Source organism: Croceicoccus marinus (assembly GCF_001661675.2).
In the GTDB taxonomy this organism is placed as follows: domain Bacteria; phylum Pseudomonadota; class Alphaproteobacteria; order Sphingomonadales; family Sphingomonadaceae; genus Croceicoccus; species Croceicoccus marinus.
Window position 1 is genome coordinate 47,101 of sequence record NZ_CP019604.1, and the last position, 26,636, is coordinate 73,736.

At 60.6% G+C, this 26,636-nt stretch carries 32 protein-coding genes; 17 read left to right on the forward strand and 15 right to left on the reverse strand.

All coding sequences use genetic code 11. The features are described from left to right. Positions 1 to 11: 11 nt before the first annotated feature. The 3 genes from A9D14_RS17840 to A9D14_RS17850 are packed head-to-tail and all read right to left on the reverse strand — an operon-like array spanning position 12 to position 1,295. On the reverse strand, positions 12 to 572 hold the full coding sequence (locus tag A9D14_RS17840) for an RNA polymerase sigma factor (protein WP_066850768.1): 561 nt from the start codon (positions 570 to 572) through the stop codon (positions 12 to 14). Between the two features lie 7 nt (positions 573 to 579). Further along, entirely contained in the window at positions 580 to 1,020 is a 441-nt protein-coding gene (locus A9D14_RS17845) for a periplasmic heavy metal sensor (RefSeq protein WP_066850769.1), read from the reverse strand. Further along, complete coding sequence (locus tag A9D14_RS17850) at positions 1,020 to 1,295, reverse strand: hypothetical protein (protein WP_066850770.1); 276 nt, start codon at positions 1,293 to 1,295, stop codon at positions 1,020 to 1,022. The genes A9D14_RS17845 and A9D14_RS17850 overlap by 1 nt, the downstream gene beginning before the upstream one ends. 155 nt (positions 1,296 to 1,450) lie before the next feature. Here A9D14_RS17850 and A9D14_RS17855 point away from each other — a divergent pair, with 155 nt between their 5' ends. The 11 genes from A9D14_RS17855 to A9D14_RS17900 all read left to right on the forward strand — a co-directional run bounded on the left by A9D14_RS17855 (position 1,451) and on the right by A9D14_RS17900 (position 8,404). Then, the gene (locus A9D14_RS17855) at positions 1,451 to 2,110 is read left to right on the forward strand and encodes a DUF2231 domain-containing protein (RefSeq protein ID WP_066850771.1); all 660 of its coding nucleotides are present in this window, start codon (positions 1,451 to 1,453) and stop codon (positions 2,108 to 2,110) included. Positions 2,111 to 2,122: 12 nt separating this feature from the next. Continuing rightward, entirely contained in the window at positions 2,123 to 2,512 is a 390-nt protein-coding gene (locus A9D14_RS19705) for a hypothetical protein (protein ID WP_157668305.1), read from the forward strand. 11 nt (positions 2,513 to 2,523) lie between these two features. After that, entirely contained in the window at positions 2,524 to 3,000 is a 477-nt protein-coding gene (locus A9D14_RS17860; RefSeq protein ID WP_066850772.1) for a DUF411 domain-containing protein, read from the forward strand. A 50-nt stretch (positions 3,001 to 3,050) separates the two neighbouring features. After that, the gene (locus tag A9D14_RS17865) at positions 3,051 to 3,326 is read left to right on the forward strand and encodes a DUF5676 family membrane protein (protein WP_066850773.1); all 276 of its coding nucleotides are present in this window, start codon (positions 3,051 to 3,053) and stop codon (positions 3,324 to 3,326) included. 109 nt (positions 3,327 to 3,435) lie between these two features. Beyond that, positions 3,436 to 4,812 carry an APC family permease gene (locus A9D14_RS17870; RefSeq protein ID WP_083988216.1) on the forward strand — a complete coding sequence of 459 codons (1,377 nt, stop codon included), beginning with the start codon at positions 3,436 to 3,438 and terminating at the stop codon, positions 4,810 to 4,812. Beyond that, positions 4,809 to 5,564 carry a MauE/DoxX family redox-associated membrane protein gene (locus A9D14_RS17875; RefSeq protein ID WP_066850775.1) on the forward strand — a complete coding sequence of 252 codons (756 nt, stop codon included), beginning with the start codon at positions 4,809 to 4,811 and terminating at the stop codon, positions 5,562 to 5,564. Before A9D14_RS17870 ends, A9D14_RS17875 begins: the two co-directional genes overlap by 4 nt. Further along, positions 5,561 to 5,977 carry a potassium channel family protein gene (locus A9D14_RS17880; RefSeq protein ID WP_066850776.1) on the forward strand — a complete coding sequence of 139 codons (417 nt, stop codon included), beginning with the start codon at positions 5,561 to 5,563 and terminating at the stop codon, positions 5,975 to 5,977. Before A9D14_RS17875 ends, A9D14_RS17880 begins: the two co-directional genes overlap by 4 nt. A 67-nt stretch (positions 5,978 to 6,044) precedes the next feature. Next, positions 6,045 to 6,575 carry a DUF305 domain-containing protein gene (locus A9D14_RS17885; RefSeq protein WP_232469197.1) on the forward strand — a complete coding sequence of 177 codons (531 nt, stop codon included), beginning with the start codon at positions 6,045 to 6,047 and terminating at the stop codon, positions 6,573 to 6,575. Next, positions 6,572 to 7,057, forward strand: coding sequence for a DUF6692 family protein (locus A9D14_RS17890; RefSeq protein ID WP_066850778.1), 486 nt, complete (start codon positions 6,572 to 6,574; stop codon positions 7,055 to 7,057). Before A9D14_RS17885 ends, A9D14_RS17890 begins: the two co-directional genes overlap by 4 nt. A 207-nt stretch (positions 7,058 to 7,264) precedes the next feature. Beyond that, the gene (locus A9D14_RS17895) at positions 7,265 to 7,987 is read left to right on the forward strand and encodes an NAD(P)-dependent oxidoreductase (RefSeq protein ID WP_066850779.1); all 723 of its coding nucleotides are present in this window, start codon (positions 7,265 to 7,267) and stop codon (positions 7,985 to 7,987) included. 78 nt (positions 7,988 to 8,065) lie between these two features. After that, a complete protein-coding gene (locus A9D14_RS17900; protein ID WP_066850947.1) occupies positions 8,066 to 8,404 on the forward strand; it encodes a hypothetical protein in 339 nt (112 codons plus the stop codon). Positions 8,405 to 8,496: 92 nt separating this feature from the next. On the opposite strand, the gene A9D14_RS17905 is transcribed toward A9D14_RS17900, so the two are convergent. Beyond that, positions 8,497 to 8,763 carry a metal-sensitive transcriptional regulator gene (locus A9D14_RS17905; protein WP_066850780.1) on the reverse strand — a complete coding sequence of 89 codons (267 nt, stop codon included), beginning with the start codon at positions 8,761 to 8,763 and terminating at the stop codon, positions 8,497 to 8,499. A 307-nt stretch (positions 8,764 to 9,070) separates the two neighbouring features. Between A9D14_RS17905 and A9D14_RS17910 the strand changes: the two genes are divergently transcribed. From A9D14_RS17910 to A9D14_RS17925, 4 genes are all read left to right on the forward strand, one after another. After that, on the forward strand, positions 9,071 to 9,553 hold the full coding sequence (locus tag A9D14_RS17910) for a DUF305 domain-containing protein (RefSeq protein WP_066850948.1): 483 nt from the start codon (positions 9,071 to 9,073) through the stop codon (positions 9,551 to 9,553). Then, entirely contained in the window at positions 9,550 to 10,047 is a 498-nt protein-coding gene (locus tag A9D14_RS17915; RefSeq protein WP_066850781.1) for a DUF6692 family protein, read from the forward strand. Before A9D14_RS17910 ends, A9D14_RS17915 begins: the two co-directional genes overlap by 4 nt. Next, positions 10,044 to 10,559: a c-type cytochrome gene (locus A9D14_RS17920; RefSeq protein ID WP_066850782.1), complete on the forward strand. Its 516-nt coding sequence runs from the start codon at positions 10,044 to 10,046 to the stop codon at positions 10,557 to 10,559. The genes A9D14_RS17915 and A9D14_RS17920 overlap by 4 nt, the downstream gene beginning before the upstream one ends. A gap of 134 nt (positions 10,560 to 10,693) precedes the next feature. Further along, a complete protein-coding gene (locus A9D14_RS17925; RefSeq protein WP_087910613.1) occupies positions 10,694 to 11,185 on the forward strand; it encodes a DUF2231 domain-containing protein in 492 nt (163 codons plus the stop codon). A 32-nt stretch (positions 11,186 to 11,217) separates the two neighbouring features. Here the strand turns inward: A9D14_RS17925 and A9D14_RS17930 are convergent, their stop codons facing one another. From A9D14_RS17930 to A9D14_RS17960, 7 genes are read right to left on the reverse strand one after another with little or no spacing between them, the layout of a single operon-like run. Next, a complete protein-coding gene (locus tag A9D14_RS17930; RefSeq protein WP_232469182.1) occupies positions 11,218 to 11,718 on the reverse strand; it encodes a hypothetical protein in 501 nt (166 codons plus the stop codon). Beyond that, a complete protein-coding gene (locus A9D14_RS17935; RefSeq protein WP_066850784.1) occupies positions 11,715 to 13,544 on the reverse strand; it encodes a glycoside hydrolase family 15 protein in 1,830 nt (609 codons plus the stop codon). Before A9D14_RS17935 ends, A9D14_RS17930 begins: the two co-directional genes overlap by 4 nt. Continuing rightward, positions 13,532 to 14,533 carry an SDR family oxidoreductase gene (locus A9D14_RS17940; RefSeq protein WP_066850785.1) on the reverse strand — a complete coding sequence of 334 codons (1,002 nt, stop codon included), beginning with the start codon at positions 14,531 to 14,533 and terminating at the stop codon, positions 13,532 to 13,534. Before A9D14_RS17940 ends, A9D14_RS17935 begins: the two co-directional genes overlap by 13 nt. Before the next feature lie 6 nt (positions 14,534 to 14,539). Beyond that, a complete protein-coding gene (locus A9D14_RS17945) occupies positions 14,540 to 16,177 on the reverse strand; it encodes a GMC family oxidoreductase (RefSeq protein ID WP_066850786.1) in 1,638 nt (545 codons plus the stop codon). Further along, positions 16,167 to 16,775 carry a gluconate 2-dehydrogenase subunit 3 family protein gene (locus A9D14_RS17950; RefSeq protein WP_157668306.1) on the reverse strand — a complete coding sequence of 203 codons (609 nt, stop codon included), beginning with the start codon at positions 16,773 to 16,775 and terminating at the stop codon, positions 16,167 to 16,169. The genes A9D14_RS17945 and A9D14_RS17950 overlap by 11 nt, the downstream gene beginning before the upstream one ends. 19 nt (positions 16,776 to 16,794) lie before the next feature. Beyond that, positions 16,795 to 17,619: a hypothetical protein gene (locus tag A9D14_RS17955; protein WP_066850788.1), complete on the reverse strand. Its 825-nt coding sequence runs from the start codon at positions 17,617 to 17,619 to the stop codon at positions 16,795 to 16,797. Beyond that, a complete protein-coding gene (locus A9D14_RS17960) occupies positions 17,619 to 19,403 on the reverse strand; it encodes a thiamine pyrophosphate-requiring protein (protein ID WP_066850789.1) in 1,785 nt (594 codons plus the stop codon). Before A9D14_RS17960 ends, A9D14_RS17955 begins: the two co-directional genes overlap by 1 nt. Positions 19,404 to 19,509: 106 nt before the next feature. Between A9D14_RS17960 and A9D14_RS17965 the strand changes: the two genes are divergently transcribed. Continuing rightward, positions 19,510 to 19,887, forward strand: coding sequence for a sensory rhodopsin transducer (locus A9D14_RS17965; RefSeq protein WP_066850790.1), 378 nt, complete (start codon positions 19,510 to 19,512; stop codon positions 19,885 to 19,887). 7 nt (positions 19,888 to 19,894) lie between these two features. Here A9D14_RS17965 and A9D14_RS17970 read toward each other — a convergent pair whose 3' ends face one another. The 3 genes from A9D14_RS17970 to A9D14_RS17980 form a co-directional block, all read right to left on the reverse strand. Next, on the reverse strand, positions 19,895 to 20,998 hold the full coding sequence (locus A9D14_RS17970; RefSeq protein WP_087910614.1) for an alpha-hydroxy acid oxidase: 1,104 nt from the start codon (positions 20,996 to 20,998) through the stop codon (positions 19,895 to 19,897). Positions 20,999 to 21,154: 156 nt separating this feature from the next. After that, the gene (locus tag A9D14_RS17975) at positions 21,155 to 22,486 is read right to left on the reverse strand and encodes a PQQ-dependent sugar dehydrogenase (RefSeq protein WP_066850792.1); all 1,332 of its coding nucleotides are present in this window, start codon (positions 22,484 to 22,486) and stop codon (positions 21,155 to 21,157) included. After that, positions 22,477 to 23,370, reverse strand: coding sequence for a class I SAM-dependent methyltransferase (locus A9D14_RS17980; RefSeq protein WP_066850793.1), 894 nt, complete (start codon positions 23,368 to 23,370; stop codon positions 22,477 to 22,479). The genes A9D14_RS17975 and A9D14_RS17980 overlap by 10 nt, the downstream gene beginning before the upstream one ends. A 107-nt stretch (positions 23,371 to 23,477) precedes the next feature. Between A9D14_RS17980 and A9D14_RS17985 the strand changes: the two genes are divergently transcribed. Further along, positions 23,478 to 24,752: an SAM-dependent methyltransferase gene (locus tag A9D14_RS17985; RefSeq protein WP_066850794.1), complete on the forward strand. Its 1,275-nt coding sequence runs from the start codon at positions 23,478 to 23,480 to the stop codon at positions 24,750 to 24,752. A 478-nt stretch (positions 24,753 to 25,230) separates the two neighbouring features. Here the strand turns inward: A9D14_RS17985 and A9D14_RS17990 are convergent, their stop codons facing one another. Then, positions 25,231 to 26,583, reverse strand: a complete 1,353-nt coding sequence (locus A9D14_RS17990) for an MBL fold metallo-hydrolase (RefSeq protein ID WP_063612649.1) — start codon at positions 26,581 to 26,583, stop codon at positions 25,231 to 25,233. Positions 26,584 to 26,636 lie beyond the last annotated feature (53 nt).

The following is a 26,636-nucleotide window of genomic DNA, read 5'->3' on the forward strand; positions in this document are numbered from 1 at the left end:
GGCTGTTCCCCTCACTCGCGCGACACTTTTTCCTTCAGAACCTTTCGGGCGCGGTAGACCAGCGATTCCACCGCCTTTTCAGAAATGCCCAGTATGTCGGCAACCTCGCTCTGGCTTCGGCCCTCGATGGCCGCGAGAATCAGCGCCTCGCGCAGCCGCAAAGGCAGTCGTTGAATTTCGGCATGGGTCTTTTGCAGAAGCTGGCGATCGACTGTCTCGGTTTCCGGAGAGGGCGCAGGATCGGATGCAAGTTCCGGCATGGAAGCATTTCCGAACCCCAGGAACTGCGCTGCCTTCCGCCTGCGGAGTTTGTCGCGACATTTGTTTAGTGTGATGGTCGTGAGGAACGGGAGAACGGGGCGCGCCGGACCTAGCCGCGCGCGTGCGATCCAAGCCGAAGCTAGGGCATTCTGCACGACGTCTTCGGCTTCATCGTGCGCGCCAAGCATTCGCAATGAGGTTGCGAGCAATCGAGGTATGAGCGGCTCTACAAGTTCCGTGAATGCGCGGCGGTCACCAGCGGCGACTTTTGCGACAAGCGCCTGCTCCTGACTATCCGGCTGCCCCTGCACTCCCCGATCATTCAGAAGGCGGACCGGTCAGGGACCGGGCAACCTGCTGATCGAATTCGCGTTGCTGCTCTTCGTCGAGGATGCTGCGCATCGCGAAAACATGCCGGACCGTCGCCTTCTGCAATTCGCCCATACTGGCATGAACCTCATCGATCGCCACGCTGACCTCGGGGCCGTATTCATGCTCCTTGTCCATCGCGGCGGCCAGATTGGCGTTCGCACGCCGAACCGCCAGTTCACGCTGGGCGTTCTCGATTGCGTAGCGTTCCTCGAGACGGTCGAGCCGATCTTCCTGTTGGGCGGTGAGGTTGAGCTGTTCGTGAACGAATTCGTGAAGGCTGGCCGGCTGGGTTGGAGCAAACCATCGCTCGGCGGCGATTGCGCCCAGAATTCCCGCTAGAGCAGCGAGCAGGACAGCGAGCGCGATGTACAGTTTCGGACTTTTCATCAATCGACGTGTAGCAGCGCAGCGGGAGAAAGGCGGGCGTCGCTAAATAGGGGGTAGGCGGTTTCCTGAGCATAGACAGGAGCCTGAACGGTGAGGACGCCCGCGCCGAGCCCAACTGCGAACAGGCCGGCAAACAGCATGCTGCGCATGGCCCTGTCCTGCCGCGCACTTATATCGCCGACACGTTCCCAGACGCCCTCCATGAAGCCGCCGGGCACGCTCGGTGCAACATCGTGGGCAAGAGCGCTCAGAATAGGGTCCAGGTCCTGTTCCATCGGTGCGGGTCGATCCTTCAACTGCTGTTCGCTCCCTATCCCATACGCACGGCGCGTGCGCTCCCCGCACGAATATTTAGTGAGGGGAGGCGGCTCGGGATGCGTAACAGGCAGCATAGCTCTCGTTAATCTGCGGTGAAAGGGCACGCGCCAGCATGAAAACAGTCCATTTTTTGATACTTGTTTGCGCAGTGTTCCTGGCCCTCGGTCCTGTCCATGCGCACGGCGACGAAGCGCATGATTCTCCTGCAGGCGCCGCCGCCACGTCCGTACCCAGTCAGGAAGCGTCTGGGATGAGCGGGATGCAAGGCGCTTCGGGTCAGTCTGCCGAAACCGGCCACGGGTCCGACGCGCATGATGCTGCATCCGGCGGACACGAGAACGCCAGCGAGGGTGACTTTGTCACTGTCCTCAAGAAGCTGCATCCCGCGACGATCCATTTCCCGATCGCACTGTTCCTGCTGGCGGCACTAGCCGAATTGTTCGTCATGGCCGGGAGAGGCGCTGCAGCTGAACCGGCCGTCCGCGTGCTAATCTATGGCGGTGCGGCAGGTGCCGTCGTCGCAGCCCTGTTTGGCTGGATTCATACCGGCCTCTGGTTTGGCGGGGATGCGATCATGCAGTTCCACCGTTGGAACGGAATGCTGATTGCTGCGCTCGGTCTCGCTCTTGCCGCCCTTGCCTACCGGCCGCGTGAAGGCCGAGCCCTTCTGCGCACCGGACTTTTCGCAATGGCCGCGCTCATCCTGCTCCAGGGTTTTCTTGGCGGAGAGCTTGCGCACGGCCCGGATCACCTTGGTCTTTCCTGGACCTGAAGGATACACATCATGCACCATTTCAAGCCGAAGAAGATGATTGGAACGCTTTTCCTCGGGACCGCGCTAGCTGGCCTGGCGGCGTGCGATCAACAACCCGAGCCCATGGCGGACGTCGGAAATACGGCTGCCATCGAGACAGCACCGGCGAGCGCGCCGTCACCAGTTGAGGCCGCTTCCGCAACTCCGACAGAAACCGGCGTAGAAACCGCGCCCGTCGCCAGCGTACCCGCGACCGAGCGCAGGCCAGCTGGCCCCGACGCAGCTCAACCACCGCGCACGCCGACAACCGGTTCGACGCCGACACCCGCTCCAATGACCGCGGATGTTCCGGAACCGGCCGATCCACATGCAGGGCATGACATGGAGTCCATGTCCGATCATGACATGGAAGGAATGTAGGAGATTTGAGCATGAAATTCAGATTTACCGGATTGGGCATACGCCGCGCACGCGCGACACTCGCTACTTTCGGCGTGATCCTCCTCGCAGCCTGCACGAGCGCCGCACAGGCGAGCCCCTATGTAATGTTCCGCGATCCGCAATGCGGATGCTGCGAGGAATGGGCGAAGCATGTTCGCACCGGTCTGGATCACGAGGTCATGGTTCGCGAAGACCGTCCCATGGCCGAGGTAAAGGCCGAAGCAGGCGTGCCTGACGGCTTGGTCTCCTGCCACACGATGGAAGTCGATGGCTATGTGATTGAGGGTCATGTTCCCGCACGCGAGATCGCGCGCCTTCTCGAAGAACGACCCGACGGCGTGACTGGCCTCGCCGTTGCGGGAATGCCCCTTGGCTCCCCCGGCATGGAAGTTGGCGGGAGGGTGCAGCCCTACCAGGTCATCGCTTTCGGACCTGCGGGCGAGCGCGTATTTGCAAGCTATCCATGACCCGCTGGAGCGGGCTGGAGTGAAAGCATTCGATTGAAAGGAAAGCCGATATGACCCATCGATCGATTCGCCCGGAAATCTTGCGATGGGGCTGGACGCTCAGCAGCTTTCTGCTTCTCAGCTATTTTCTCTGTGTGGGTTTCGGCCTCCTTTTCCCTGAGCGGTTTCACATGCACGAGGCCTGGGCGCCTCTCCTGCCAGGCTTCGAATGGCTAACCTGGCGCGGCTTCCTTGCCGGAGCCGTCGGCAGCTTCCTTTATGGCTGGTACATTGGCGTTATCGTGGTGCCGCTTTACGCCGTGTTTGGTCGAGAAAAACGCGGATGACGATACACCTCATACTCCACAGGACCTGTCTTCATCGACGCGTTCCCGGCATTCCGGACGGGGGAGTTCGAGCCTTATGACGGCGACGAAGCATGGCACACATACCGCGATGGAAAGTGCGCCCGACGCCGCTGGTAAGGGGACAATAAGTCTCGCCGGGGGTGTGGCTATGGGTACCGGCGTGATGATCGGCGCTGGGATCTTCGCTCTCACCGGTCAGATCGCGGAACTTGCCGGCCCGCTGTTCCCGCTATCGTTCGTTCTGGGCGCACTCGTCACATCGCTGGCCGCCTATAGCTACATCAAGATGTCCAATGCGTGGCCATCGTCGGGCGGCATCGCGATGATTCTGCAGAAAGCCTATGGTCCTGGCGTCGTTGCGGCCTCGGCTTCCCTGCTCATGGCGCTTTCGATGGTTATCAACGAAAGCCTCGTTGCGCGAACCTTTGCTACCTACGCCCTGCGACCGTTCGGACTTGAGGAGAACAGTCTCCTGCTGTCAGCCTTGGCTCTCGGGCTAATTGTGTTCGCGTATATCGTGAACAAGGCTGGCAATCGATCGGTAAGCGGCTTTTCGCTGATCATGTCGGCGATCAAGATCGGTGGGATTGCTCTGTTTGCCGTGGCCGCCATCGCGGCAAGCGGATTTTTTTCCGGGGCGTTCGCGCAGCAGGCCTCGCAGACAAACGGCGGCGCGTTTCTCGCGTCGGTGGCCTTCTCGATCCTGGCATTCAAGGGTTTCACCACGATCACCAACAGCGGCGGCGAGATTGTCGATCCGCATCGCAATGTCGGCCGCACGATCATGATCTCGATCGCGATCTGCGTGGTAACCTACCTTCTCGTTGCTGTCGCGGTGGGCTCCAATCTGACTATCGGCCAGATCGTCGAGGCGCGAGACTATTCGCTCGCCGCCGCCGCCCGACCTGCGCTTGGTCAGCTAGGGTTCTGGTTCACCATCGTCATCGCGATTGCAGCGACCACCTCCGGGGTGATCGCAAGCGTATTTGCAGTCTCGCGGATGCTCACCATGCTGACCGAGATGAAGATGATCCCCCATAGCCACTTCGGCATGAAGGGCGGGATCAGAAGTCACATGCTCGTTTATACGGTAGTGATCGCAGGCACGCTCGCCGTGCTGTTCGACCTTTCACGGATCGCCTCGCTTGGCGCCTTCTTCTATCTTGTCATGGACATCCTGGTGCATTGGGGCGTCTACCGCCATCTCCGCGAGGAAGTCGGGGCAAGAAGTTCTGTCTTGCTCGCTGCCATCGCCGCCGACGGGGTCATTCTGGCGGCATTCGCGGGCGTAAAGCTCGAAAGCGATCCTGTTATCGTTGGAATCGCTGTGTTTTCCATTGCTGCGGTCTTCGGTCTGGAAACCCTTTTCCTGCAGCGCAAACCTTTACCGAACGGGAACCCGCAGCGCGACACGCGCGTCGATGGAAGCAGCCAAAGCCACGAAAGCGAGGCGGACCAGCAATGAAACAGGCGAAAGTATACCGGATGGTGATGGACGAACATATTTGTCCTTACGGTCTCAAAACGGTCGATCTTTTGAAGCGCGAAGGTTTCGAGATCGACGACAATCACCTTACCTCGCGCGAAGAGACCGACGCGTTCAAGGAAAAACACGACGTCGAAACCACCCCCCAGACGTTCATCGATGGCAAGCGCATCGGTGGCTACGACGACCTGCGCGAGCATTTCGGCAAGTCGCGCAGCCAGCCCGAGGAAGGCGAGACGAGCTACCAGCCCGTGATCGCCATTTTGGGCGTCGCCTTTCTGCTCGGTCTCGCCATCAGCTGGTACGTGTTCGATACCGTTTTCACAATTCAGGCGATCGAATGGTTCGTCAGCCTCTCGATGGCCTTGCTCGCAATCCAGAAGCTGCAGGACATGCGCAGCTTCTCGACCATGTTCCTCAATTACGACCTGCTGGCCCAGCGGTGGGTGCGCTACGGCTTCGTCTATCCCTTCGGAGAGGCGCTGGCGGGTATCCTCATGGTGGCGCACGCCTTGCCGATCATATCGGTCCCGGTGGCGATGTTCATCGGCACGGTCGGTGCGGTCAGCGTCTTCAAGGCGGTCTATATCGACAAGCGCGAATTGAGGTGCGCCTGCGTGGGCGGCAGTTCCAACGTGCCGCTTGGCTTCGTCTCACTGACCGAGAACCTGTTCATGATCGGCATGGGTCTGTGGATGGGCGCCAAGGCGCTGGGCTGGATCACCCTGTGATCGCGGCTCTGCTCCTCGGCTTCGTCCTATTTGCGATCTCGCTCTATTTTCATATGTGGATGCTGCGCGGCGCCAAGGCCCTTTCTCCGCCCGGGAAGGAGCCAAGGCATCTTCGGGTCCTTGCCGGCTCGTCCCTGGTTCTTGCCAGCCATCTCGTCATCGCGGGCATCTTCGCAGGAGGGATGTATGTCGCCAGTCTTTGGGGACTTGGAGCGCTGGAGCAGGACGTCATCGATAGCTGGATGGACTATTATTACTTCGCGCTGATTACGGTATCGACTGTCGGACTGGGCGACATTCTGCCCGCCGGTCACATGCGCGCTATTTCCGGAATAGCCGCACTGACCGGGTTCCTGATGATCAGCTGTACCGCCCAGTATCTCTACCAGACCATGAGCAAACAGGAGAATTGATATGGCGAAAGGCACGCAACACGATCACAGCGAGGGAGGTGGCGGTAATTACTGGCGCTTCATGGCGATGGTCTCGACATCGACCGTTGTCATGTTCTTCCTCATGTATGCCAACACCTATGATGCCGATCACTTCTTCTGGAGCGAAACGCGCTTCTGGATGATGTTCGTGATGGGCGCGATGATGATGGTCGTCATGCTCCTTTTCATGTGGGGGATGTACAAGAACAGGACCAAGAACTTCATCATTCTCGGCGTCGCAGCGGTGGTCTTCGCCCTGGCATTGTGGCTCGTGCGCAGCCAGACCACGATCGACGACGAGGAATATATGGCGGCGATGATCCCGCACCACTCGATCGCGATCATGACCAGCGAACGGGCGCATATCCGCGATCCGCGCGTGCGCAAGCTCGCGCATGACATCATCCTCGCCCAGCGCCGCGAGATCGCGCAAATGAAATACCTCATCGAGGATATCGAGGAAAACGGAGTGAGAGATACCGAGAGGCTGCCCGCGGGCATCGAAACTCCGGTTCCGGCATCTCCACAACCGGATCCAACCCTTGCCGAGACACCCGAAGAAGGAGCTGCGCAATGAAAACGACCTTTATCCTCGCCACAGGGCTGGCTCTCGCGCTGGCTGGGTGCAATCAGAACACCGCCATCGGCAATGATCGCGAAGCGCAGCTTGATCCACCGGCCGAAGCTTCGCCAATCGAGCCTGCTTCCAGCGCGCTGCAGAACATATCGACGGCGCTCGTAAAGCCCGAGACGATGAGCGATGCCGATGTTTTGGCAATCGGCGGGAAGGAAGGTCGTTGTGTCTTCCGCTTGACAGAGGTTGGCTACCCCACCTTCGTTTACGAACCGGGAAGCCAGGGCTTCATCAAGCTGAACGGCAAACTGATCCCGGTCAGCGCCGCCGGTACGGATCGCTATACCAGCGGCGATCTGCTCGTCACTACGCGCCTGCTGGACGATGAAGGCAATGCGGGCTTGCAAGCGCAGGAATTGATCGTGGTCCCGCCCGGGGCAGGAGATGAACTGGGGTACCGTGGGTATTCTATCTGCGATCAGTAGCAGAAAAACCTGCGGGAGCTGCCTGAATTTTTGCCTTAGGCAGACTATGCGCGGGTTTCGAAGCTGCAATGGACAGGCGGCTCCACCTCCCCCAAGAGAGCCTGCGGGTCGCAGGCTCTAGAGCCGTCTCGGAGCCCCGCGCGTGACCAACCCCATGCGCGGGGCTTCACATTCAAGCGCATCATTTGCAATTGCGAAGGTTTCTTTTTGACAGATAATCTGACCCTTGCCGTCTTCGGCGCCGGTGGAAAGACCGGCACGCTGCTCCTCGAACAGGCGAAGCGGCGCGGCCACCACGTGCGCGGTCTCGAGCATCATTTGCCGGACCCGGCGAAACGGATCGAAGGTGCCGACTATATCCAATGCGACGTGCTCGAGGACGACCTTGCTGATGCCATCCGTGGTTGCGATGCGGTTATTTCTACCCTTGGCGTTTCGTTCACGCCATCGACCGCGATCGACCCACCACCGCTCTACACCGAGGGAACACGCCGCATTCTCGAAGCGATGCGCCGGGCGGACATCGACCGGATCGCAGTGATCTCCGCAGCTTTCGTGGACCAGCAGCCCGGAATGCCGTCATGGTTCCGGCTGACTGTTGTCCCCGCTCTGGCAAACATTCTCGAACACATGCGGGTCATGGAGGGCATGCTCGAGGCCGAGCAAGGTCTCAGGTGGACGGCCGCAAGACCCGGTTGGCTTATCAATTTGCCCTATAGCGGCGAAGCGCGAGTGAAAGCGCGGACGCTATCGGCGGACTGCTTCCGCTGCCGCCATGCCGATCTCGCTGCCCTGCTTCTCGATTCAGTAGTGAGTGGGAGGTGGATCAACGAAAAGCCTGCAATCGGCAAGCCGGAGGCTGACGATCTTGAAGGGCTTCTTGCCCTTCGCGAGGAACTGGAAAGCCTCTTCGCATCTTCGTCGCGATAGGTTGAGCGATGGCGATGTTTGTCGCCGTTTGGAATGCGCCGCTTGCGGCATCGGCAATTCGGTCTGGAGTTTGAGAACATGACACATGACAAGAAAGACATCGCAGTGTCGCGGTGGGAAGGCGAGGGCGGGGCACTGCCCTGCGGTCCCCAGGAAGCGCTAGCAGCCACTTGCGACGAGTGGGATATCCCCGCCCTGTCGGACGCGGAGCTCATCCAGCTGCGCATCCGGGTCATTGCCTTGGAAAATATCGTTCTCAGCCTTCTGTCGAAGGCAAGCAACGAGCAGCTGGAGCATATCGCTGAAATGGCGGACTTTATAACGCCGCGGCCCGACGCGAAGCAGCATCCGCTGACCATCCACGCAGCGACCCAAATGAACCATATGGTGGAGCGCGCCAAGCATTTTCGATCATGACGCAGAATGCGGATGGCAACTGGTTGCTTATTTTTCCCACGCTGCCGTTCAGGTCTTTCTCGAAACAGCCTTCAGGAGGGGGGACACCGTCTCTAGCGGTTGAACTTTCCAAAGAGATCGGAAAGTTCCGCCAGTTTCATTCGCTGTGCTTCCTCGTCGCCGCTTTCGATTATGGCTGCGATGGACTCCTGCGCATGGATGGCGAGAACTTTGGTTCTCGTTGCTCGCAAGGCAGCTTCGATGGCTGAAATTTGTTGCAGAATGTCCACGCAGGAACGCTCGTCTTCCATCATGCATATCACGCCTCGTGCCTGACCCTCGATCCGTCGCAGGCGTGTGATCTCTTTTGCGAATTTCATCGTTCGATTCCTCACGATCTCAGGCGACACACAGGAGACTGCCCGGTTATTGCGGGCATGTATGCGAACCGCCGCGTAAATTGGCTGAGCGAAAAGTTCCCTACAAGGCTACTCGGGAAGGAACCGCTAAGCTCTCGAAGGGTTGATCTAATCTGTCGTTGAACGTGGCTTAAAAAGGCCGTCATCGAGGTGCTGTACTGCGGATTGAGCGCGCCCGCCAAACCTTAGGGAACAGGAGAAGCGAATGGCCGAGAACCACCAATCGAAACGAGCGGAAAGCGGCGGTAATTACTGGCGCTTCATGGCGATGGTCTCGACCTCGACGGTGCTCATGTTCTTCCTCATGTATGCCAACACCTATGATGCCGACCACTTCTTCTGGAGCGAGACGCGCTTCTGGATGATGTTCGTCATGGGCGCGATGATGATGGTCGTCATGATCCTTTTCATGTGGGGGATGTACAAGGACAGAAAGAAAAATTTCATCATCATTGGCGTCGCAGCCATAGTCTTCGCGCTCGCGCTCTGGCTGGTCCGCAGTCAGACGACGGTCACGGGAAGCGAGTACATGCAGGCGATGATTCCGCACCATTCGATCGCAATCATGACCAGCGAACGGGCGCATATCCGCGATCCGCGCGTGCGCAAGCTCGCGCACGATATCATCCTCGCCCAGCGCCGCGAGATCGCGCAGATGAAATATCTTATCGCCGATATCGAAGAGAACGGAGTGAGGACCACCGAGAGGCTCCCCGAGGACATCGAAACTCCGCAAGGAGCAATGCGATGAACAAGACATTCTACACTTTTGCCGGACTGGCATTCGCTCTTGCTGCCTGCAACCAGAACACCGCCATCGGCAACGATCGCGAAGCGCAGGTCGATCCAGCGCCCACTCCCGCGCCGATCGAGCCGGCGGCGAGTGCTTTGCGGAACATCGCCACGGCGATCGTCAAACCGGAAACGATGACCACAGCCGAGGTCCAGACCATCGGCGGCGAGCGCGGACGCTGTATTTATCGGCTAACCGAAGTGGGTTTCCCGACGTTCGTCTACGAACCGGGTGTTCGCGGCTTCGTAAAGCTGAACGGCAAGCTGATTCCCCTTACCGCCGAAGGCCCCGATCGCTATTCGAGCGGCGAACTCCTGATCGCGACACGGCTTGTCGATGAAGAAGGAAATGCCGGTCTTCAAGCTCAGGAAATCATCATCGTCCCGCCAGGGGCGAAAGACGAGCTGGGCTATCGAGGATATGTACAATGCGATGAAGGAGTTACGTTGTGACAAGCTTCACCAAGGGGTTGGGCCTCGGTATCGTCGCAACCCTGCTGCTGCTGGTGGCGATTGCGCTGATCGTCATCCTAACCGGTGCATACAATGTAGCGGCCGATGATCGTCATTTGCCGACTACCGAGTGGGCACTCGACACTTCCATGACCAATTCGGTGCAAAGCCGCGCCGAAGACCTTCAAGCACCTGAATTCACTCCGGCAATGGTCGCGGCCGGCGCGGGTGACTACAAGGCCATGTGCGCGCATTGCCATGGCGGTGTCGGCGAGGGGCGGGCGGAATGGAGCGCAGGCATGCTGCCGCATCCACCTGCTCTGGCGACAGCCGCGGAGATGTGGTCGGACGAAGAGGTGTTCTGGCTCGTCAAACACGGCGTAAAGGCATCGGGAATGCCTGCCTTCGGCGGCACGCACGACGATCGGGCAATCTGGAACATTGCAGCGTTCGTGAAAAGCATGCCGGAAATGACCGAGGATGAATATGCCGCGTATCGGGGTGGTCACTGATGCCGGTGTTCGGAACGGGAGCGCTCGCGCCGTTGCGGTCCCGACTGCTTCGGTGCACCGACCTATTTGAAGGATGGTGTCGTCGCAAGTGAAGCTGGCAAAGGAAGAATAGTACCGTGCCACCAGTCCACCCCGTGTTCGTTCACTATCCCATCGCCTTGGGAGCCACCTCGGTCCTGGCAGACACCGCCGCGCTCGTCGCCCACCTCCCCTCGCTGCTCGTTCTCGGGCAATGGTCGATGGCGATTGCTGCTGCAGGTGCGGTAATTGCCGGTATCGCTGGCTACTGGGACATGAAGCGAGACGATCTGGCGGATGAGACACACGAGCTGGTGCACCTTCACTTGAACTCCGGGCTGGTTCTGTTGACCGCTCTCCTTGTCGCGGCAGTATGGCGTTGGTCTCTGGCAGAACCAACGCTTTTCTATCTTGTCTTCGCCTGGATACTTCTCGCCGGCATAGCGCTTCAGGCCTGGATGGGCGGAGAGATCGTTTATGCCCATGGCGGCGGCGTGGCGGCAGCGGGACAGGGAACGGCGCCCGAAGAAGAAGCGAAAAGACCTTCGCGCAAGTTCTACAGTATACTCACCGGCAAGGCCAACGGTAGCAAGCAGCATGATCGGTGAATGGCTTCTTCCCGCTCTTGATCGGAATACGCTTAGGCGGAATAAGCCAAGGCCAGAATCAGCCCATAAGTTGCTTGCGCAAGTACCGTCGTGAGGGGGGTGAGCTTTCCGTAGTGCAGTCCGAATGCTCCCGGCGGCTCGAGCCGGTGCTGACGGCTGGGAGCATCGTATTCGGTGGCCATACGCGGATGGATTATAGGCAGCGCAGGAAGGAAAACGGCTATCAGAAACAGGCCATGGGCAGTTCCCAAAAGGAGGCCGAGCCACCAATCGGATATATGTAGGCTAGCGAACAACAAGGCATAAAAGAAAGCGAAGAACCAGCCACCAAGCAAATAGAGCAGATAGCCGAAGATCAGAGCCCGTCGCCGGTCAGCGGCCACGAATGTGCCGAAGAGAAACGGCAGGCTGAGGCGGGAAAAGCCGAAAAGTTGCGCGCCTTCCAAAATGCTGGTCATCACTGCGGTCGCCACCAGGCCCCACACTGCCGGCGTGACCCAGTTCGCCAAAACCTCCTGCAGCGCTTCGTTCAAACTTCGTCTCCGTTTTTCTCGCCAAGGGCCAAGGCCGCGTGGACGAGCGCCGCATGCGACAGACCTTGCGGAAGGTTGCCGAGCATGATCTGTGCCTCTGGATCGTACTCTTCCGAGAAAATCCTCAGGTCGTTTCCTGCCCCGAGGAGCTTGCGCATCCTCCCCGCAGCTTCGTCGCGCCTGCCCGCCAGCGCCAGATATTCGGCCGCCCAGAAACTACAGGCCATGAACGCTCCTTCGGGGGAGCTGTTATCGTCTATGGACGGATCGTAACGCCAGACGAAAGATCCTTTGGCAAGCTCCGCATCGATCCGCTCGTAGGTCGCAACCATTCGCGGATGATCCGCCTCGATGATCCCCAGCTTGGGCAACAGCAGAACGCTCGCGTCGAGATGCTCGCAGTCCAAGGCTCCGGTATAGGCCTGTCTGTCCTCGTTCCAGCCGTGCTCCAACACGACGGCACGGATCGTGTCGAGGTTTGAGCGCACCTTGTCGCGGTCGAGTTCCAGAAGGTCGCGCTCTTCGAGCCACAGCGCGCCATCGAGAGCACCCCAGCACATCGCTTTCGAGTAAAGATGGTGCAATCGGCCTCGCCGCATCTCCCAGATGCCATTGTCAGGCTGCTGCCAGTTCCCGCACACGGTCTCCACAAAACCGGCCAGTCTCTTCGCTTCGGACCGACCGAAAGTCCCGCCCTGTTCTACCAGTGCGCGGGCGCCCAGGATCACAGAACCGTAACTGTCGAGCTGCACCTGTTGGCTGGCGCCATTGCCGATCCGGACGGGGGCGGAATTGCGGTAGCCCTCAAGATGGGAAACCTCTTTTTCCGGAAGATCGCTTCGGCCGAAAATGTCGTACACAGGTCGCAGTTCGGGCTTGTCCCTTTGCGTCGCATGCATCAGCCAATTGAAATAGGCCTCGGCTTCGTCCTGCAGTCCGCAGCGGACGAAAGCCGAAAGCACGAAATAGGCATCGCGCATCCAGCAATAGCGGTAATCCCAGTTCCGCTTGCCGCCGATCCATTCAGGGAGCGAAGATGTGGCGGCGGCCGCGACCGCGCCCGTTTCGCGGCTGGCCAACAGCCGCAAGGCCATCAGGCTCCGCCGGACAGGCTCGCGAAAATTGCCGCTATAATTGCTGCGCGATAACCACGCGCTCCACCACTGCTCGGCAGCCTGACGCTTCGTCTCGCATTCTTCGCCAAGCACAGGGATGACGCCGATGTCGCGGCGACAAAAGGACAATGAAAAGTACCGGCGATCGCCGGTCTGCAACTTTTCGGATCCAGCGACCTGTCGGCTGTCGCTGTCGCAATCCGCAACATCTGTGCGAAAAAGGATCAGATCGGCCTCGTGCTGGCAGGCCCACGATGTTTTGCCACGTTTTGCAAGATGCGGGTCTTTGCCGAAACACGGGCGAGGTTCGTAAACGAATTCGATGGTGGGGTTGCCACTTTCCGCCTCGACAATGCGAATGAGTTCGCGCTCGGGCTCGAGAGTTCCGCCGAGGCCGTTTGTGCGTAGCGCAAGGAAATCGGTTACTGAAACAATGCCCGTATCCTGGATCAGGCGCGTACGCAGGATCGGCGCTCCACCGATATAGCAGCGTTCGGTGGTGCTCTTTCCCTTCAGCCCGACTGCAAATCTTCCTCCCCAAGCCCCCAGCACGCCGGCGAATAGCGCCGGATCCGCGATGTTGGGCAGGCAGAGCCAGTCGATGCTCCCTGCCTTGGAGACCAGAGCACAGGCCTGCATATCTCCGATGACAGCGTAATCGGCGAGTGGCCTGAAGCCTTCGTCAACCTGATCAGCCCTCACCTTCGCCACAGGCGCGCAACGGCCGTCGCGATGCCGATCAGACCCGCCCCGATCGCGAGGGGAGCGCGGTTTTTCGTCAGCCACAATTGACTGCTGCGTCGCTTCGCCTTGGCGTCGAACGAGCCATGCGCACCATGATCGCCCGCTACCGGCTCATACAGATTGTGCCGCCGGTCGGGCGAAACAGGCTCGTCGGTCTGCTGGCCCGAAACGGCGGTACTAGCCAGATAGCGATCCAGTACCGGCGAGGCGAACCTGTCTCCCCAAACCGATTGCAATGTCGGCCAGCCCAGCTTCACCTCCTTGCGGCCTGCGCTTGCAGCAAAGTGTATCGCCTCTGCGGCGACTTCGGGTTGGTAGGGGGCGCTCGCCGGTTTGGGCTGCATCGGCAGGTTCGTCTTGATCCAGTCGAACTGCGGGGTGTTGACGCCGGGCAGTTGGACCATGCTGATCCGCACCCTGGACTTGTCATGGAGCAATTCGGACCGGACCGAATCGTGGAAACCTTGGATCGCATGCTTGGCCCCGCAATAGGCCGATTGCAGGGGTATGCCGCGATAGGCGAGGGCGCTCCCGACCAGCACGATCGAGCCGCGGTCGCGCGGCACCATTCGCTTCAGCGCGGCGTAGGTCCCGTGCACCTGTCCGAGATAGGTCACTTTCGTGACCCGCTCGTAATCCTCGAGCGACATGTCGACAAAGCGCGAGAGGACGCCGGCGAAGGCTGCATTGATCCATACGTCGACCGGTCCCAATTCTTGCTCGATCCTTGTTGCCGCGTCTTCGACGGCTCCGGCATCGGCGACGTCGCACTGGCAGATGAGGCCTTCGCCGCCAGCCTGCTCGACCTCTCGCATCGCGCCTTCAAGACCATCGCGTCCTCTGGCGATCAGACCGATCTTCGCGCCGTCTTGGGCGAACCGCCGTATGGTCGCCCGTCCGACCCCTGCCGAAGCACCGGTAACCACCACGACTGGTTTCGAGTTCGTTTTATCCATGTCGTATTATAGCTCCCTTCTGCTTGCGAGTTCCGCAATTCGGTCGCTGGTGCGGCAGGCGATCGCCTGGATCGTCAGCGAAGGGTTTACACCGCCCGAAGTGGGGAAAACGGAGCCATCGCAAATCCATAGATTAGGGATATCCCAGCTGCGGCAGTCGGCATCGACGACGCTCGTGGCACGATCATGGCCCATGCGGGCGGTGCCCATCAAATGCGCTGTCTCGCTCTCGTTGCGCCAACGCTGCGTGACTCCGACGACTTCCAGTGCGCGGTCCATGAAATCCAGCGCATGCTCGATCATGGCGTGCTCGTTGTCGCCGAAGGAGAAGGTGACCTGCGGAATGGCAAGTCCGTACTGGTCCGTCTCGTCAACAAGCGTAACGCGATTGCGCTCGCCGGGAAGCACTTCGCCGACCATCTTCAGTCCCGCCGCATGGTTGTATCGGGTCATCTCGTCGAGTAGCTCGCGGCCCCACAGACCTCTTTGCGAGACTGTTCTGGCCCAGTCCGCCGGCAACGGGCCCGGGGCCATGTAGCACCAGCCACCGTGATAATCCTTGCCGGCGTCCTCGTAGTTCCAGTGCTCTGTCAGGGCGAGACTGGGCGGTGCCTTGTAAGAGCGGATCTCGTCTTGCGAATAGCCGTAAACAGACTGGTTTAGATGAACCATCAGGTTCTTGCCGACCAGACCTGACGAATTTGCGAGACCGTCGGGAAACTCGCAACTGGCGGAGTTGAGGAGCAGGCGGGGTGTCTCGATCGCATAACCCGCCACCACGACGTTCCTGGCCTTCTGAAAGCGCCATTCATTACCGCGATGATAGTGGACGCCGGTCACTCGCCCATTCGTAGTTTCGATCCGCCCGACCATCGCCAGATCGCGGATTTCGGCCCCGGCGGCGAGCGCCCGAGGCAGCCAGGTGTTGAGCACCGACTGCTTGGCATTGGTCGAGCAACCGGCGGCGCAGAAACCGCGATAGACGCACGGAGGGGCCTTGCCGCGTGGCGCTGAAAGCGTCGCGATCGGCGTTTCGGCCCAAGCGATACCGAGCTTCTCCGCGCCCCTTGCGAGATAACGGGCGGGGGCGTTCAGGGGATGGGCGCGATAGGGATAGCGCGGGCGCTTCGGTCCCCAAGGATAGCGGACCGGACCCGAGATGCTCAAAGTTTGCTCGACCTCGCGGTAATAGCGCCACATCTCACGCCAATCGAGCGGCCAGTCGACCCCATAACCCAGCTTGCTGCGACTCTTGAACCATTCGGGCCGGAACCGCAGCGAGACCATCATGTAGTGGACGGTCGATCCGCCGACGGCCTTGCCCGAATTGTTCGCGCCCAAATGAATTGGATCGGCACCATCGACAATCCGCTCGTCGGTCCAGTAGAGCTTAGACTGGTGATGCTCGTCCGAGGCAAAATCCTCCAGCGGTCGCCAATAGGCTCCGGCGTCCATGGCGATAACCGAGAAGCCCGCTTCGGCCAGCTTGCAGGCAAGCGTGCCGCCGCCTGCACCGGTGCCGACGATGACGAAGTCTACTTCTTCCTCGCCATATTCGCGCATGGGAACCCAGCCGCCGCGCGTGAACACATCGGGGGCCTTGCCATTCAGCGCGCGGGGCCGCTCTTGCGGGTTATCGTTCATGATGTTGCGGCCACCCGCGAAGGGGACGCCGTGATTCCTCGACGGCTTCCCACGGATCACGCCTGTTCTCGCCAAGCCGGACATAGCCGCGCGGGGATGCCGGTCCGCCAAACCCCATCGCGCTCCACAGCGAGGGCTGCGCCCAATGCGCGGAAGCCAGATCGGGCAGCAGACGCCATTTCCAGAATAGCTCGGACGGCAAGTCCTCCCATAGTTCGGCGCAGACCTCGCCATGTTCCACCATCCCCAGAACCTTGTTTGCGTTATCGGGTTCAAGTTCCGCAAAGTCGCGATCGAAGCGCAGCCTTGCTTCCGCTTCGATCGCATCGAGCCCCCGGCGCCAGCATTCGGCGGTGCGGGGCAGGCAGTCCAGCCGGTGCCCGTCGCCTTCGTCTTTGCCGATCTTTCGCACCACCATCGCCAGGGTGGTGGTTGCGGGTCGTTCCGGTGAGTCGGGGCAAACACGGGTTGTGATCGCACGCAGTGTTGCCAGTTGGGTATCGCTGAGCACGCCTTCGGCGACGGCAAGGGCAAGCCGCCTGTCGACGACTTCGCGGGTTTGCTCGTTCCAGCTCGGTGTGTCTCGCTTGGCAAGCACGTCATAGGTCGGAAAAGGGTCAGTCACGGGCGAATCTACGGATCAGCAACAGTGCTCCAAGGCCGGCGATGGCAAGCCCCGTGAAGGACGGTGGCGCGGGGATGGGCGGCCCGGCGAGCACGTTCTGTCGCCAGTTCTTCCAGCCTCCCATGTTCTTCGACACGCCATAGGCGTGAAACGCCGATCCCAGCAGGCCCAGCGCCGCGGTGGCGGCGAGCGAGGCAGTGGTGATCCAGGTCACGCGCCCGGTCAGGGCAGCGCGCGCCAGCGCGAGGGCAGCGACCGGCGGGATTGCCACTGGTAACCACATTGCGGGATTGTGATACGCGCCTCGGAAGTGGAGCAGTGCGGCCTCTCCGGCTGTCCCGGCAAGGCCCAAAGCGGTGAAGCCGGCAAGCGCACGCCCCGATAACAACGGCACTGGACCCAGCGCCGCGGCGCCGGAACCCAGTGCCTGGGAGGCTGCGCCGAGCGCACCCGCAACAACCAGCGCGGCAGGTGCACCGATCGGTGCCTGGTAGAAGACATTCCCGAGGCTGAAACCACCCGGCTGCTTGGCAATGTTGTAGATATGGAAGCCCAGACCGGCCGCACCTATCCCCACGCTGGCGGCATGAACGCCGATGGACCACGGTCTGACCGCGCTGTTCGCTCCGCCTCGTACAACGAGCGCGCCGTCAGTGATGAGGGATAACGCCGAAGCCCCGAGCGGCAGGACCATCGCCTTGTTGGCAAAGGAGCCGCGATAATGCTCCACAGAGGAATCCGACAGCACCGAACCGGCAACAATGGCCGCGCCTCCGGCAATCAGTCCCGCAGCGTGAGGTCTATCGTCGGCGGGCATCAGTCTTCCGTGAAAACCTTGCTCATCACCTGCTTCGCTGCACCTTTTAGCATGCCCGCTTCGTTCGGATCGCCCTTCAACGCGCTCGTCATGAACGCCTTGGCCTGCTCGAACTTGATGTGCGGCGGCAGCGGCGGGACCTCCGGATCGGTCTTCACCTCGAGAACGCACGGCTTCCCTGCCGAAAGCGCCTCTTCCCATGCAGAACCGAGCTGCCCTGGGTCGTCCACGAAAATTCCCTTGAGGCCGATCATCTCGGCGAACTTGTGATAGGGCATATCGGGCAGGCGCTGCGTCATTTCGGCCTTCGGATTGCCTTCCATCACCCGTTGCTCCCAAGTGACCTGGTTCAAATCCTCGTTGTTGAGCACGCACACGACGAAGGTCTTGTTGGCCCATTTGTGATGGTACTTGGCCACCGTAATGAGCTCGGCCATATTGTTCATCTGCATCGCGCCGTCGCCCACCATCGCGATCACCGGCCGGTCGGGATAGGCGAACTTGGCGGCGATCGCATAGGGCACGCCCGCGCCCATAGAGGCGAGACCGCCCGAAAGCGAGCCCATCATGCCGCGTCGCATCTGGACATCGCGGGCATACCAGTTGGCGCAGGAGCCGGAATCGCTTGTCAGGATCGCGCGATCCGGCACACGCGGGGATAGCTCGGTAAACACGCGTTGCGGGTTGACCGGGTTGGCTTCCACCATCGCGCGGTCGTGCAGCGTCTCTTCCCAGTCCTTTTTCCAGCCAGCGATATCGTCGCGCCAGCCAGTGTCGGTTTTCTGCTCGAGCAGGGGCAGTAGCGCCTCGATAGTGAGCGCGACATCGCCCTGCAGGTTCACATCGTGCGGGAAGCGGATCGAGAGCATTCCGGGCTCGATATCTACCTGCACCCCGCGCGCCTGGTCTTCCTTGGGCAGGAATTCCGAATAGGGGAAACCGGACCCGAGCGTCAGCAGCGTGTCGCACTCCATCATCAGATCGTAGCTCGGCTTGGTGCCAAGCAGGCCGATCGATCCGGTCACCCACGGAAGATCGTCGGGCAACACGTCCTTGCCGAGCAGCGCCTTGGCCGCGCCTGCACCCAGCTTGTCGGCGATGGCGATGACTTCATCCGTCGCACCCTTACTGCCAGCGCCCACGAGCATGGCCACCTTCTTGCCTGAGTTGAGAACTTCCGCCGCACGCTGGAGGTCGTCCTGCGCCGGGACGATCTTCGGCCTGCTATATCCCACACCCGAGAACACCGCCCCGTGCTTGCGGGGCGGTTCCGCCATGTCCTCTTCCTGCAGATCGTTGGGAAATACGAGCGCGGTGACGCGGTTGTTGCCCTTGGCGATCCGCACTGCGCGGTCCACCAAATGGCGCACCTGCGCCGGGACCATGGCATAGCCGGTGAATGCTCCCGCCACGTCCTTGAACATCGAGGTCATGTCGAGTTCCTGCTGGTAATGCGCGCCCACGGCGGTGCGCGCCTGCTGGCCGACGATGGCCAGCACCGGCATGTGGTCCATCCGCGCATCGTAGAGCCCGGTCAGCAGATGCGAGGCGCCGGGGCCCGAGGTCGCCAAGCACACGCCCAACTCGCCGGTGAACTTCGCATGCGCCGAGGCCATGAAGGCGGCCATTTCCTCGTGGCGCACCTGAACGAATTCGAATTTGTCCTTCATCTCGTCGAGGGCGCCGACAAGACCATTGATGCCGTCTCCGGGATAGCCGAAGATCCGGCGCACGCCCCATTCGTGAAGGCGCTTCCAAACAAATTGCGATACTGTCTGTGCCATGATGTCTCCTGAGTCAGGCCCATCCGTCGTATTTGGGAAACGAAAGGTGCCCGGCGAGAGTTCCGAAAGACCGAGGTCTTGAAAAGAAAACAGGAGCAGGTGCACCATGGATGCGATCGGTTGCAAACGTTGGGTTATCGCCGAGGGCTATATTCCCGGAAGCAGCATGGTGAACGCCGATCGGGCACTGGAAAGCCATGAGACCGCATGTATTCTCAATGCCGGTGATCAGCCTGCCAAGGTGCGGATCACTCTGTTCTTCACTGATCGCGATCCGGTCGGCCCTTATGAAATCGATGTCGGGCCCCGGCGAACACTGCATATGCGGTTCAACGATCTGGCCGAACCGGAGGCGGTACCACGAGACACCAGCTATGCCAGCATCATCGAAAGCGATGTTCCGATCATCGTCCAGCATACCCGGCTCGACAGTCGCGCTGCTGAGATCTCCCTCCTGTCGACGATGGCCTTTCCCGCAGAATAGTTCCGGATTAGAGCGGCAGACGGTCTTCCCGGACAAACAGGTCGGGTGACAACGCATCGAGGTTCGGCACGCCATACTGGCCAAGCTCGTTCATCATCTCGGATCGGAGAAGTTCGATCGCGCGGCTGACTCCCGCAGCCCCGAAAGCGTAAAGGCCATAAAGTGTGGCCCGACCGGTCAGAACCGCGTCCGCGCCCAAGGCGCGTGCTTTGAGAATATCGCTGCCTCGGCGAATGCCACCCGAGATGTAAAGCGCGATACGATCTCCGGAGAGTTCTCGGGCGCGCGGCAGGATATCGAGCGCCGAAACCGCCCAGTCTGCCTGCCTACCCCCATGACCGCCAAGAATAACGCCATCGACACCATGCTCAATCGCGCGTGACACATCCTCGAGATTGAGAACACCTTTGAGGAAAAGAGGCTTGCACCATCGTTCGCGGATCCTGGCGAGGTCGTCCCAGCCAAGCGATTTCGGCATTTGCTCTCGGATCCAGTTCGCGCTGTCGAAGAACGAGCGCTCGTCCTTCGGGACGAAGTCGATGACGTTGGAAAACTCCGGCAGACCGCGCGAAAGCGTCGTCACCAGCCAGCGAGGATGACGTGCAGCGTCGATCAGTCCGGGAAGGTTGGGGAAACCGCTAGCGGTTCGGTTCCGCTCGTCCCATTCGCGTTGACCGAAGATCTGGGCGTTGCTGGTGACCACCAGGGCTTCGCAGCCTGCCCGGTCGGCGCGGTCGACGAGCTCCTGCCAGATTTCCTCGCCACCGAAGACATAGAGCTGCCACCAGTGCCGCAGCCCCGGCACCGCCGCGACATCTTCCATCCTGTCGTTCGACATCGTGCTCTGGATGAACGGTACGCCGGCTTCGGCAGCGCCTTGCGCCAGCGCGACATCGGCATTGCGCATGAAAATGCCGTTGAGGCCGGTTGGCGCAATCGCAAGAGGGAGCGATGCGTCGCGGCCCAGCATTTTTGCGGAAACATCGCGGCACGCTTCGTCGGACAGCGTGAAGGGCATCGCTCGCCATTCTGCAAAGGCTTTGCGTTCCCTGTCCAGTGTGGCTTCTTGCCCCGCGCCGCCCTCGAGATATTCAAGGACGAACCGGGGCATGAGCTTGTGGGCCCGGGCGCGGAGATCCGCGATCGACCTGACCCGCGCTATTTTCCTGCCGGCATAGTGAATGCGCCGGGGAGATGATCCGACTTGGGCGACAGTGCCACTCGCTTCTCCCCGCCTGCTCAGGTCCCGTCCCCTGTCGGATCTGACCTACTGGACCGCACGACCTGGCATCTCCTCGTCGGAAACCCGCCAGACCGTGTTGCCCACATCGTCGGCGACCAGCAGCCCGCCTCGCCCATCTAGGGCAACCCCGACGGGCCGACCGTAAGCCTCGCCATCGGCGCTCAGAAAGCCGGTGAGGATATCGTAGACCGGACCGCTGGGTCGCCCTTCAGCGAAAGGGACAAACACGACCTTGTATCCGCTCGGGGGTTTGCGGTTCCACGAGCCGTGCTGACCTATGAAAGCACCTTGCAGGCCGAGCGGCGCCGGATGCGCTGAACCGGTGAATGCCAGCCCTAGCGAGGCGGTGTGCGGGCCGAGCGCGTAGTCGGGAACCAACGCTGAAGCAACGAGGTCGGGGCGGCCCGGCTCGACCCTCTCGTCGACATGATCGCCCCAGTAGGAATAAGGCCAGCCATAGAATCCGCCATCCTCGACCGCTGTCATGTAGTCGGGCGGAACGTCCGACCCAAGCTCGTCACGTTCGTTGACCGCCGTCCAGAGCCGGTTGCTCTCCGGTTCGAACGCCATTCCGACCGGATTGCGCAAACCGCTGGCGAACAGCCGTTCGGCACCGGTGCGCAGATCGATCTCGCGGATTGCGGCGCGACCGACTTCATGCTCCAGTCCGTATTCGCCGATATTGCTCGCCGAACCGATTGCGACATACAGTTTCGTGTTGTCGGGACTGACGGCGAGGCTACGCGTCCAGTGCTGGTTGTATGGTCCGGCAGGAAGGACGGCGATTGTTTCGCCCGCATCGGGAATGCTCGTGGCGCCGGTTTCGTAGCGGAAACGCAGGACCGCGTCGGTATTGGCGACATAGAGATCGGACCCGACCAGCGCCATCCCGAACGGCGAATTAAGTTCGGTGATGAAGGGCGCCCGCATATCGGCGACACCGTCACCGTCCGTATCGCGCAAAAGCGTGATACGGTTAGCGCTCGGGACCGCCGAACCAGCCTTCTTCATGAAAAGCTTCATGAAAAAACCCTTGATACCCTTGCCCAGCTCGGGCTGCGGCGGCGCTGCGGATTCTGCGACGAGGACATCGCCGTTGGGCAGAACATGGAGCCAGCGAGGATGATCCAGTCCGGTGGCGAATGACGTGACCGCCATGCCTTGTGCCGGCACGGGCGCGGCGCCGTCGGGCCAGCCGGTGGCGGGAGCGACATCGAACGTTGGCAAAAGGGTCTCGGCCGGTTCGACGATCTGCGGCGCCGGCCCACTTGCGGCTTCCACCGGTATATCCGCCACATGGCCGCATCCGGCAAGAGCAAGGGAGGCAAGGCAGGTTGAAAAAGCGTTCAGGCGCATGGAGCCTCCTTTTGTAGTTCGGATTCGCCGCGCACTCCCGGTTCGGTCGCCGGGCGCGCAAACGTGAACAAACCATAACGCATGGCACCGGTCCGATAGGCGAGCATCAACCTGGGTAAACTTAGCGCAAAGCTGCGGTTGCGCGTCTCGCTGCTGGTGACAAGTTTACGATAGGAACTGTCGGTGGCGAGCCGTTTCATGAGCCTAAGCAGACAAATGTCCCAGGTCCGCCTTACCTGATGGCTTATATCCTCGAAAGAGAGAAGCTCGAACCCAGCGCATTCGGCGAAGTCGACATACTCCTCACGCGTTCCCATTCCGGGGAGTTGCCCTTCGCGGCAAATCGGCTCGAGCAAATGGCGGATTTCCCATGAGCGCGCGCTTTCCGATGCAAGCCAGGCGCAGATCACCAGTTTGCCGCCGGGCTTGGTGACGCGATGAGCCTCGGCGAAGCATCTCTCCTTGTCGGACATATGCTCGGTGCTCTCGATCGCATAGGCACCGTCGAAAGACTGTTCCGCCAGATCGTTGTGCAGCCAGTCGCGGAGCAGAAATCGAACACTGCCAGTCCGCTGCTCTGCGCGCGCATGTTGCTCCTGCGAAATCGTGAGGCCGGTAACCTCCACGTCATAGGACGTGGCAAGACGCTCGGCCGTTGCACCATAGCCGCATCCAATATCGCAGAAATGCTGCCCGGCTTCGGGTTCCATGCGTTCACCGACCAAATCGACTAGTGCGTCCACTGCCTCGCTGGCCCGCTCGTCGCCCGATCGCCAATAGCCATGATGGACATGTTCGCCCCAGACCTCGCGATAAACACGATCGAGCTCGTCATAGTGACCAGAAACATCGCGCGATTGCGGTTGGGAACGGGGAACGATCATCACCGGTTCCAATCCGTGTGGCCGGAGACTTGTTCCGAGTTGCCCTATAGATAGTATAGAAAATCAGAGATTTGGCGGCGGAGTGCCGCGCCGCGTGGAGTGCCTGAATGAGCAAGCGTTTGATCACCCGCTATCTTGCCGGCATCATCAAGCGCGGAACGCTGGCGGTGTATTTCGCCGATGGTGCAAGCGAGAACTTCGGTACACCTTCGCAAAACTTCCCGGATGTCACCATCCACTTTGCCGATCGCAACGTATCGAGGGACATACTTCTGGACCCGCGACTGGGTGCGGCGGAGGCGTTCATGGACGGGCGGCTGCTTATCGAGCGCGGCGGGATCATGGAACTGGTCGAACTTTTGCGCGCCAACGCGCCGTGGGACCGCGGAGGCTCGATCGGTCGGCCGAGCCGCCTGCGACGATGGCGTAACCGTGCCGCTTTCGCTCTGGAGTCGGTGAATTCGCGGATTGGCTCGCAGCGCAATGTCGCGCATCATTACGATATCGGAAACGCGTTCTACCAACTGATGCTCGATCACCAGCACATGCAGTATAGCTGCGCCTATTGGGACGAAGGCGTCGAGACACTGGCCGAAGCTCAGGAGGCCAAGCTCGCCCATATCGCCGCGAAGCTCGCGCTCGCACCGGGTCAAGAGGTTCTCGATATCGGCTGTGGCTGGGGCGGAATGGCGATCTATCTCGCCCGAACAATGGATCTGAGCGTCACGGGCATCACGCTCAGCGAGGAGCAGCTCGGCCTTGCGCGTACACGCGCCGACGAAGCGGGCGTCTCCGACCGCGTGAAGTTCGAACTGATCGACTACCGCGATCTTGCCGCCAGCGGGCAGCGTTTCGATCGGATTGTCTCTGTAGGCATGTTCGAGCATGTCGGACGCCCGCAATTCGAGACATTCTTCCGCAGCTGCGCCAATATGCTCGCGGATGACGGAGTGATGCTGCTCCATACGATCGGTCGGATCGGCACACCGGGGACAACCGACGCTTTCACGCGCAAATACATCTTCCCCGGCGGCTATATTCCGGCGCTTTCGGAAACCGTCGCGGCGAGCGAGAAATATCGTCTCATTGCCAGTGACGTCGAAGTGCTGCGGCTGCATTACGCCAGAACGCTGCGCGCATGGTATGCCAATTGCGAAGCCAACCGCGAGAGGATCGAGGTAATGTTCGATGCGCGGTTCTATCGCATGTGGATCTTCTACCTAGCCGGCGCCACGGCGGCTTTCGAAAATGGCGGAATGTGCAATTACCAGATTCAGTATTGCCGGGATCGGCGGGCTTTGCCCTTGACGCGCGGATATATGGGCGAGGAGGAAGGGATGTTGCGGGGCAGGTGGGGCAACCTTTCGGGACGGGTTTCTTAAGTTCCTTTGCTGACCTGACAGCAACCGTACGGGCCAGCCACGGAAGATCATGTCCAGATGCTACTGCTCATGGTGCAGTTCTACTTTCGCGCGAAGGAGTTGCATCATCCAATCTGGTCGAACGCAAGGCGCATATCATCAAGGCGACAGCTTCATGCGTGTCTTTCACGTGATTTTCCGCATCATCGAGAGAAACCACCATATCGAGCAGGACGTTTTCGTCGCAGTTTGCTTGACCGTCTTTGCCGACATACCGGTGTCTGACGGTCCTGATCGATCGGATCAGTGACCGGCTGCACCGGGTCCAGATCCATGAACCCGACGTATTGCTCGACGCTGCAAAAAGCCTCGCTGAGATCGGGGCGAGTCTACGATGCTCGCGTGACATACGGATGCGCGCCTTGCGGCGTTACCTTCGCAGATGCAAGGAGCGCGTTCCGCAATTGGTCAGTCGGCTATCGGGATAGGTTTTAGCAATTCAATTCTGCGCTGCTTTCCACGCGCCCATCGAACCCAGGTACACATCCACATTGTCAAAGCCGTGGGCGTCGAGCCAGCCTGCCGCCACTGTCGCCCGCATTCCGCTCGCGCACATGAGGGTGTAGCTGCGGGCCGGGTCCAGATCCTGCCAGCGCTTAGACAGTTCGCCGACATAAATATGCTCCGAGCCGTCGATCGCGGCTGCCGCCCGTTCATCGGCATCACGCACATCGAGCAGTGTCCATTCGTTGTGTTCGCCGGTCAGCCGCCGTTCGACTGTTTCGGTATCCACCATCGGAATCGATCGCATCTTCTTGCCCGCCGCCGCCGCGGGCACCACGCCTACGTAACCACCCAGAACGTTGTCCAGTGCAATGCGGACCAGGTGTTCCATGGCAGTATTCAGCTGGCCCTGCGACGAGGCGATCAGGGCGACACTCTCCCCTTCGCCGATAAACCACCCCGCAAAGGCGGGGATCATCCCAACCGGGAGATTGATACTGCCGGGCAGATGGCCCGACGCATAGGCGAGCGGCTCGCGGATATCGACGAGGTGGTCCGCGCCGCATTCGCCTAGCTCCTGTAGCGACATCGGTTTCGGCTCAATGACCCGCGGAGCGGGACTCCCGCCCTCCAGGTTCAGCCGCTCCATCAACCTGAAATAGGGAGGCTGATAATGGTTCTCTCCCACCTTGAAGTCGATAAAGGCTTCGCGGTCCTCGATCTGCAGCCGCGGATTGTTGTGCCGCTCGTGGCCCACGCTTGAGAACTCGCGGTCGGCCATGCCCGACCCGCAAACAGAACCGGCGCCGTGGGCCGGATAAATGATGGCCTGATCGCCCAGGTCGCAGATCTTGCGCAGGGAATCATAGAGCAGGCCTGCGACCTCGCGTTTGCGGTCGGGATAGAAGTCGGTGCGTCCGACGTCGCCGACGAACAAGACGTCGCCGGTAAACACGGCAACGGCTTTCTCCGGATATTCGGTGTCGAACAATGCGTAGGCGAGATGATCGAATGTATGGCCCGGCGTCTCCAATACGCGGAATTCGAGCTGGCCGACGCGATAGCTGTCGCCCTCGCACGTCGTTTGCGCATAGACGACTTCGCCATCGGCGTTCGGGCCGTGCAGCACCTTTGCCCCGGTCATGTCGGCCAGGACCGCTGCGCCGGAAACGAGGTCCTCATTACGATGCGTCTCGAAAATATGCGTGATCGCCAAGCCTTCGGCGCGGGCCTTCTCGATATAGATGTCGCAATCGCGGCGCGGATCGATCACTGCCGCCTGCCCGCCGGACCCGACGAGATAGGACAGATGGGATAGGCCGGGTGTCTTGATTTTTTCGAGAAGCATGATGAGTTTCCTTCTGGTCGGTTTACGAGGGGATGCGGTCAGGCCGAAAGCAG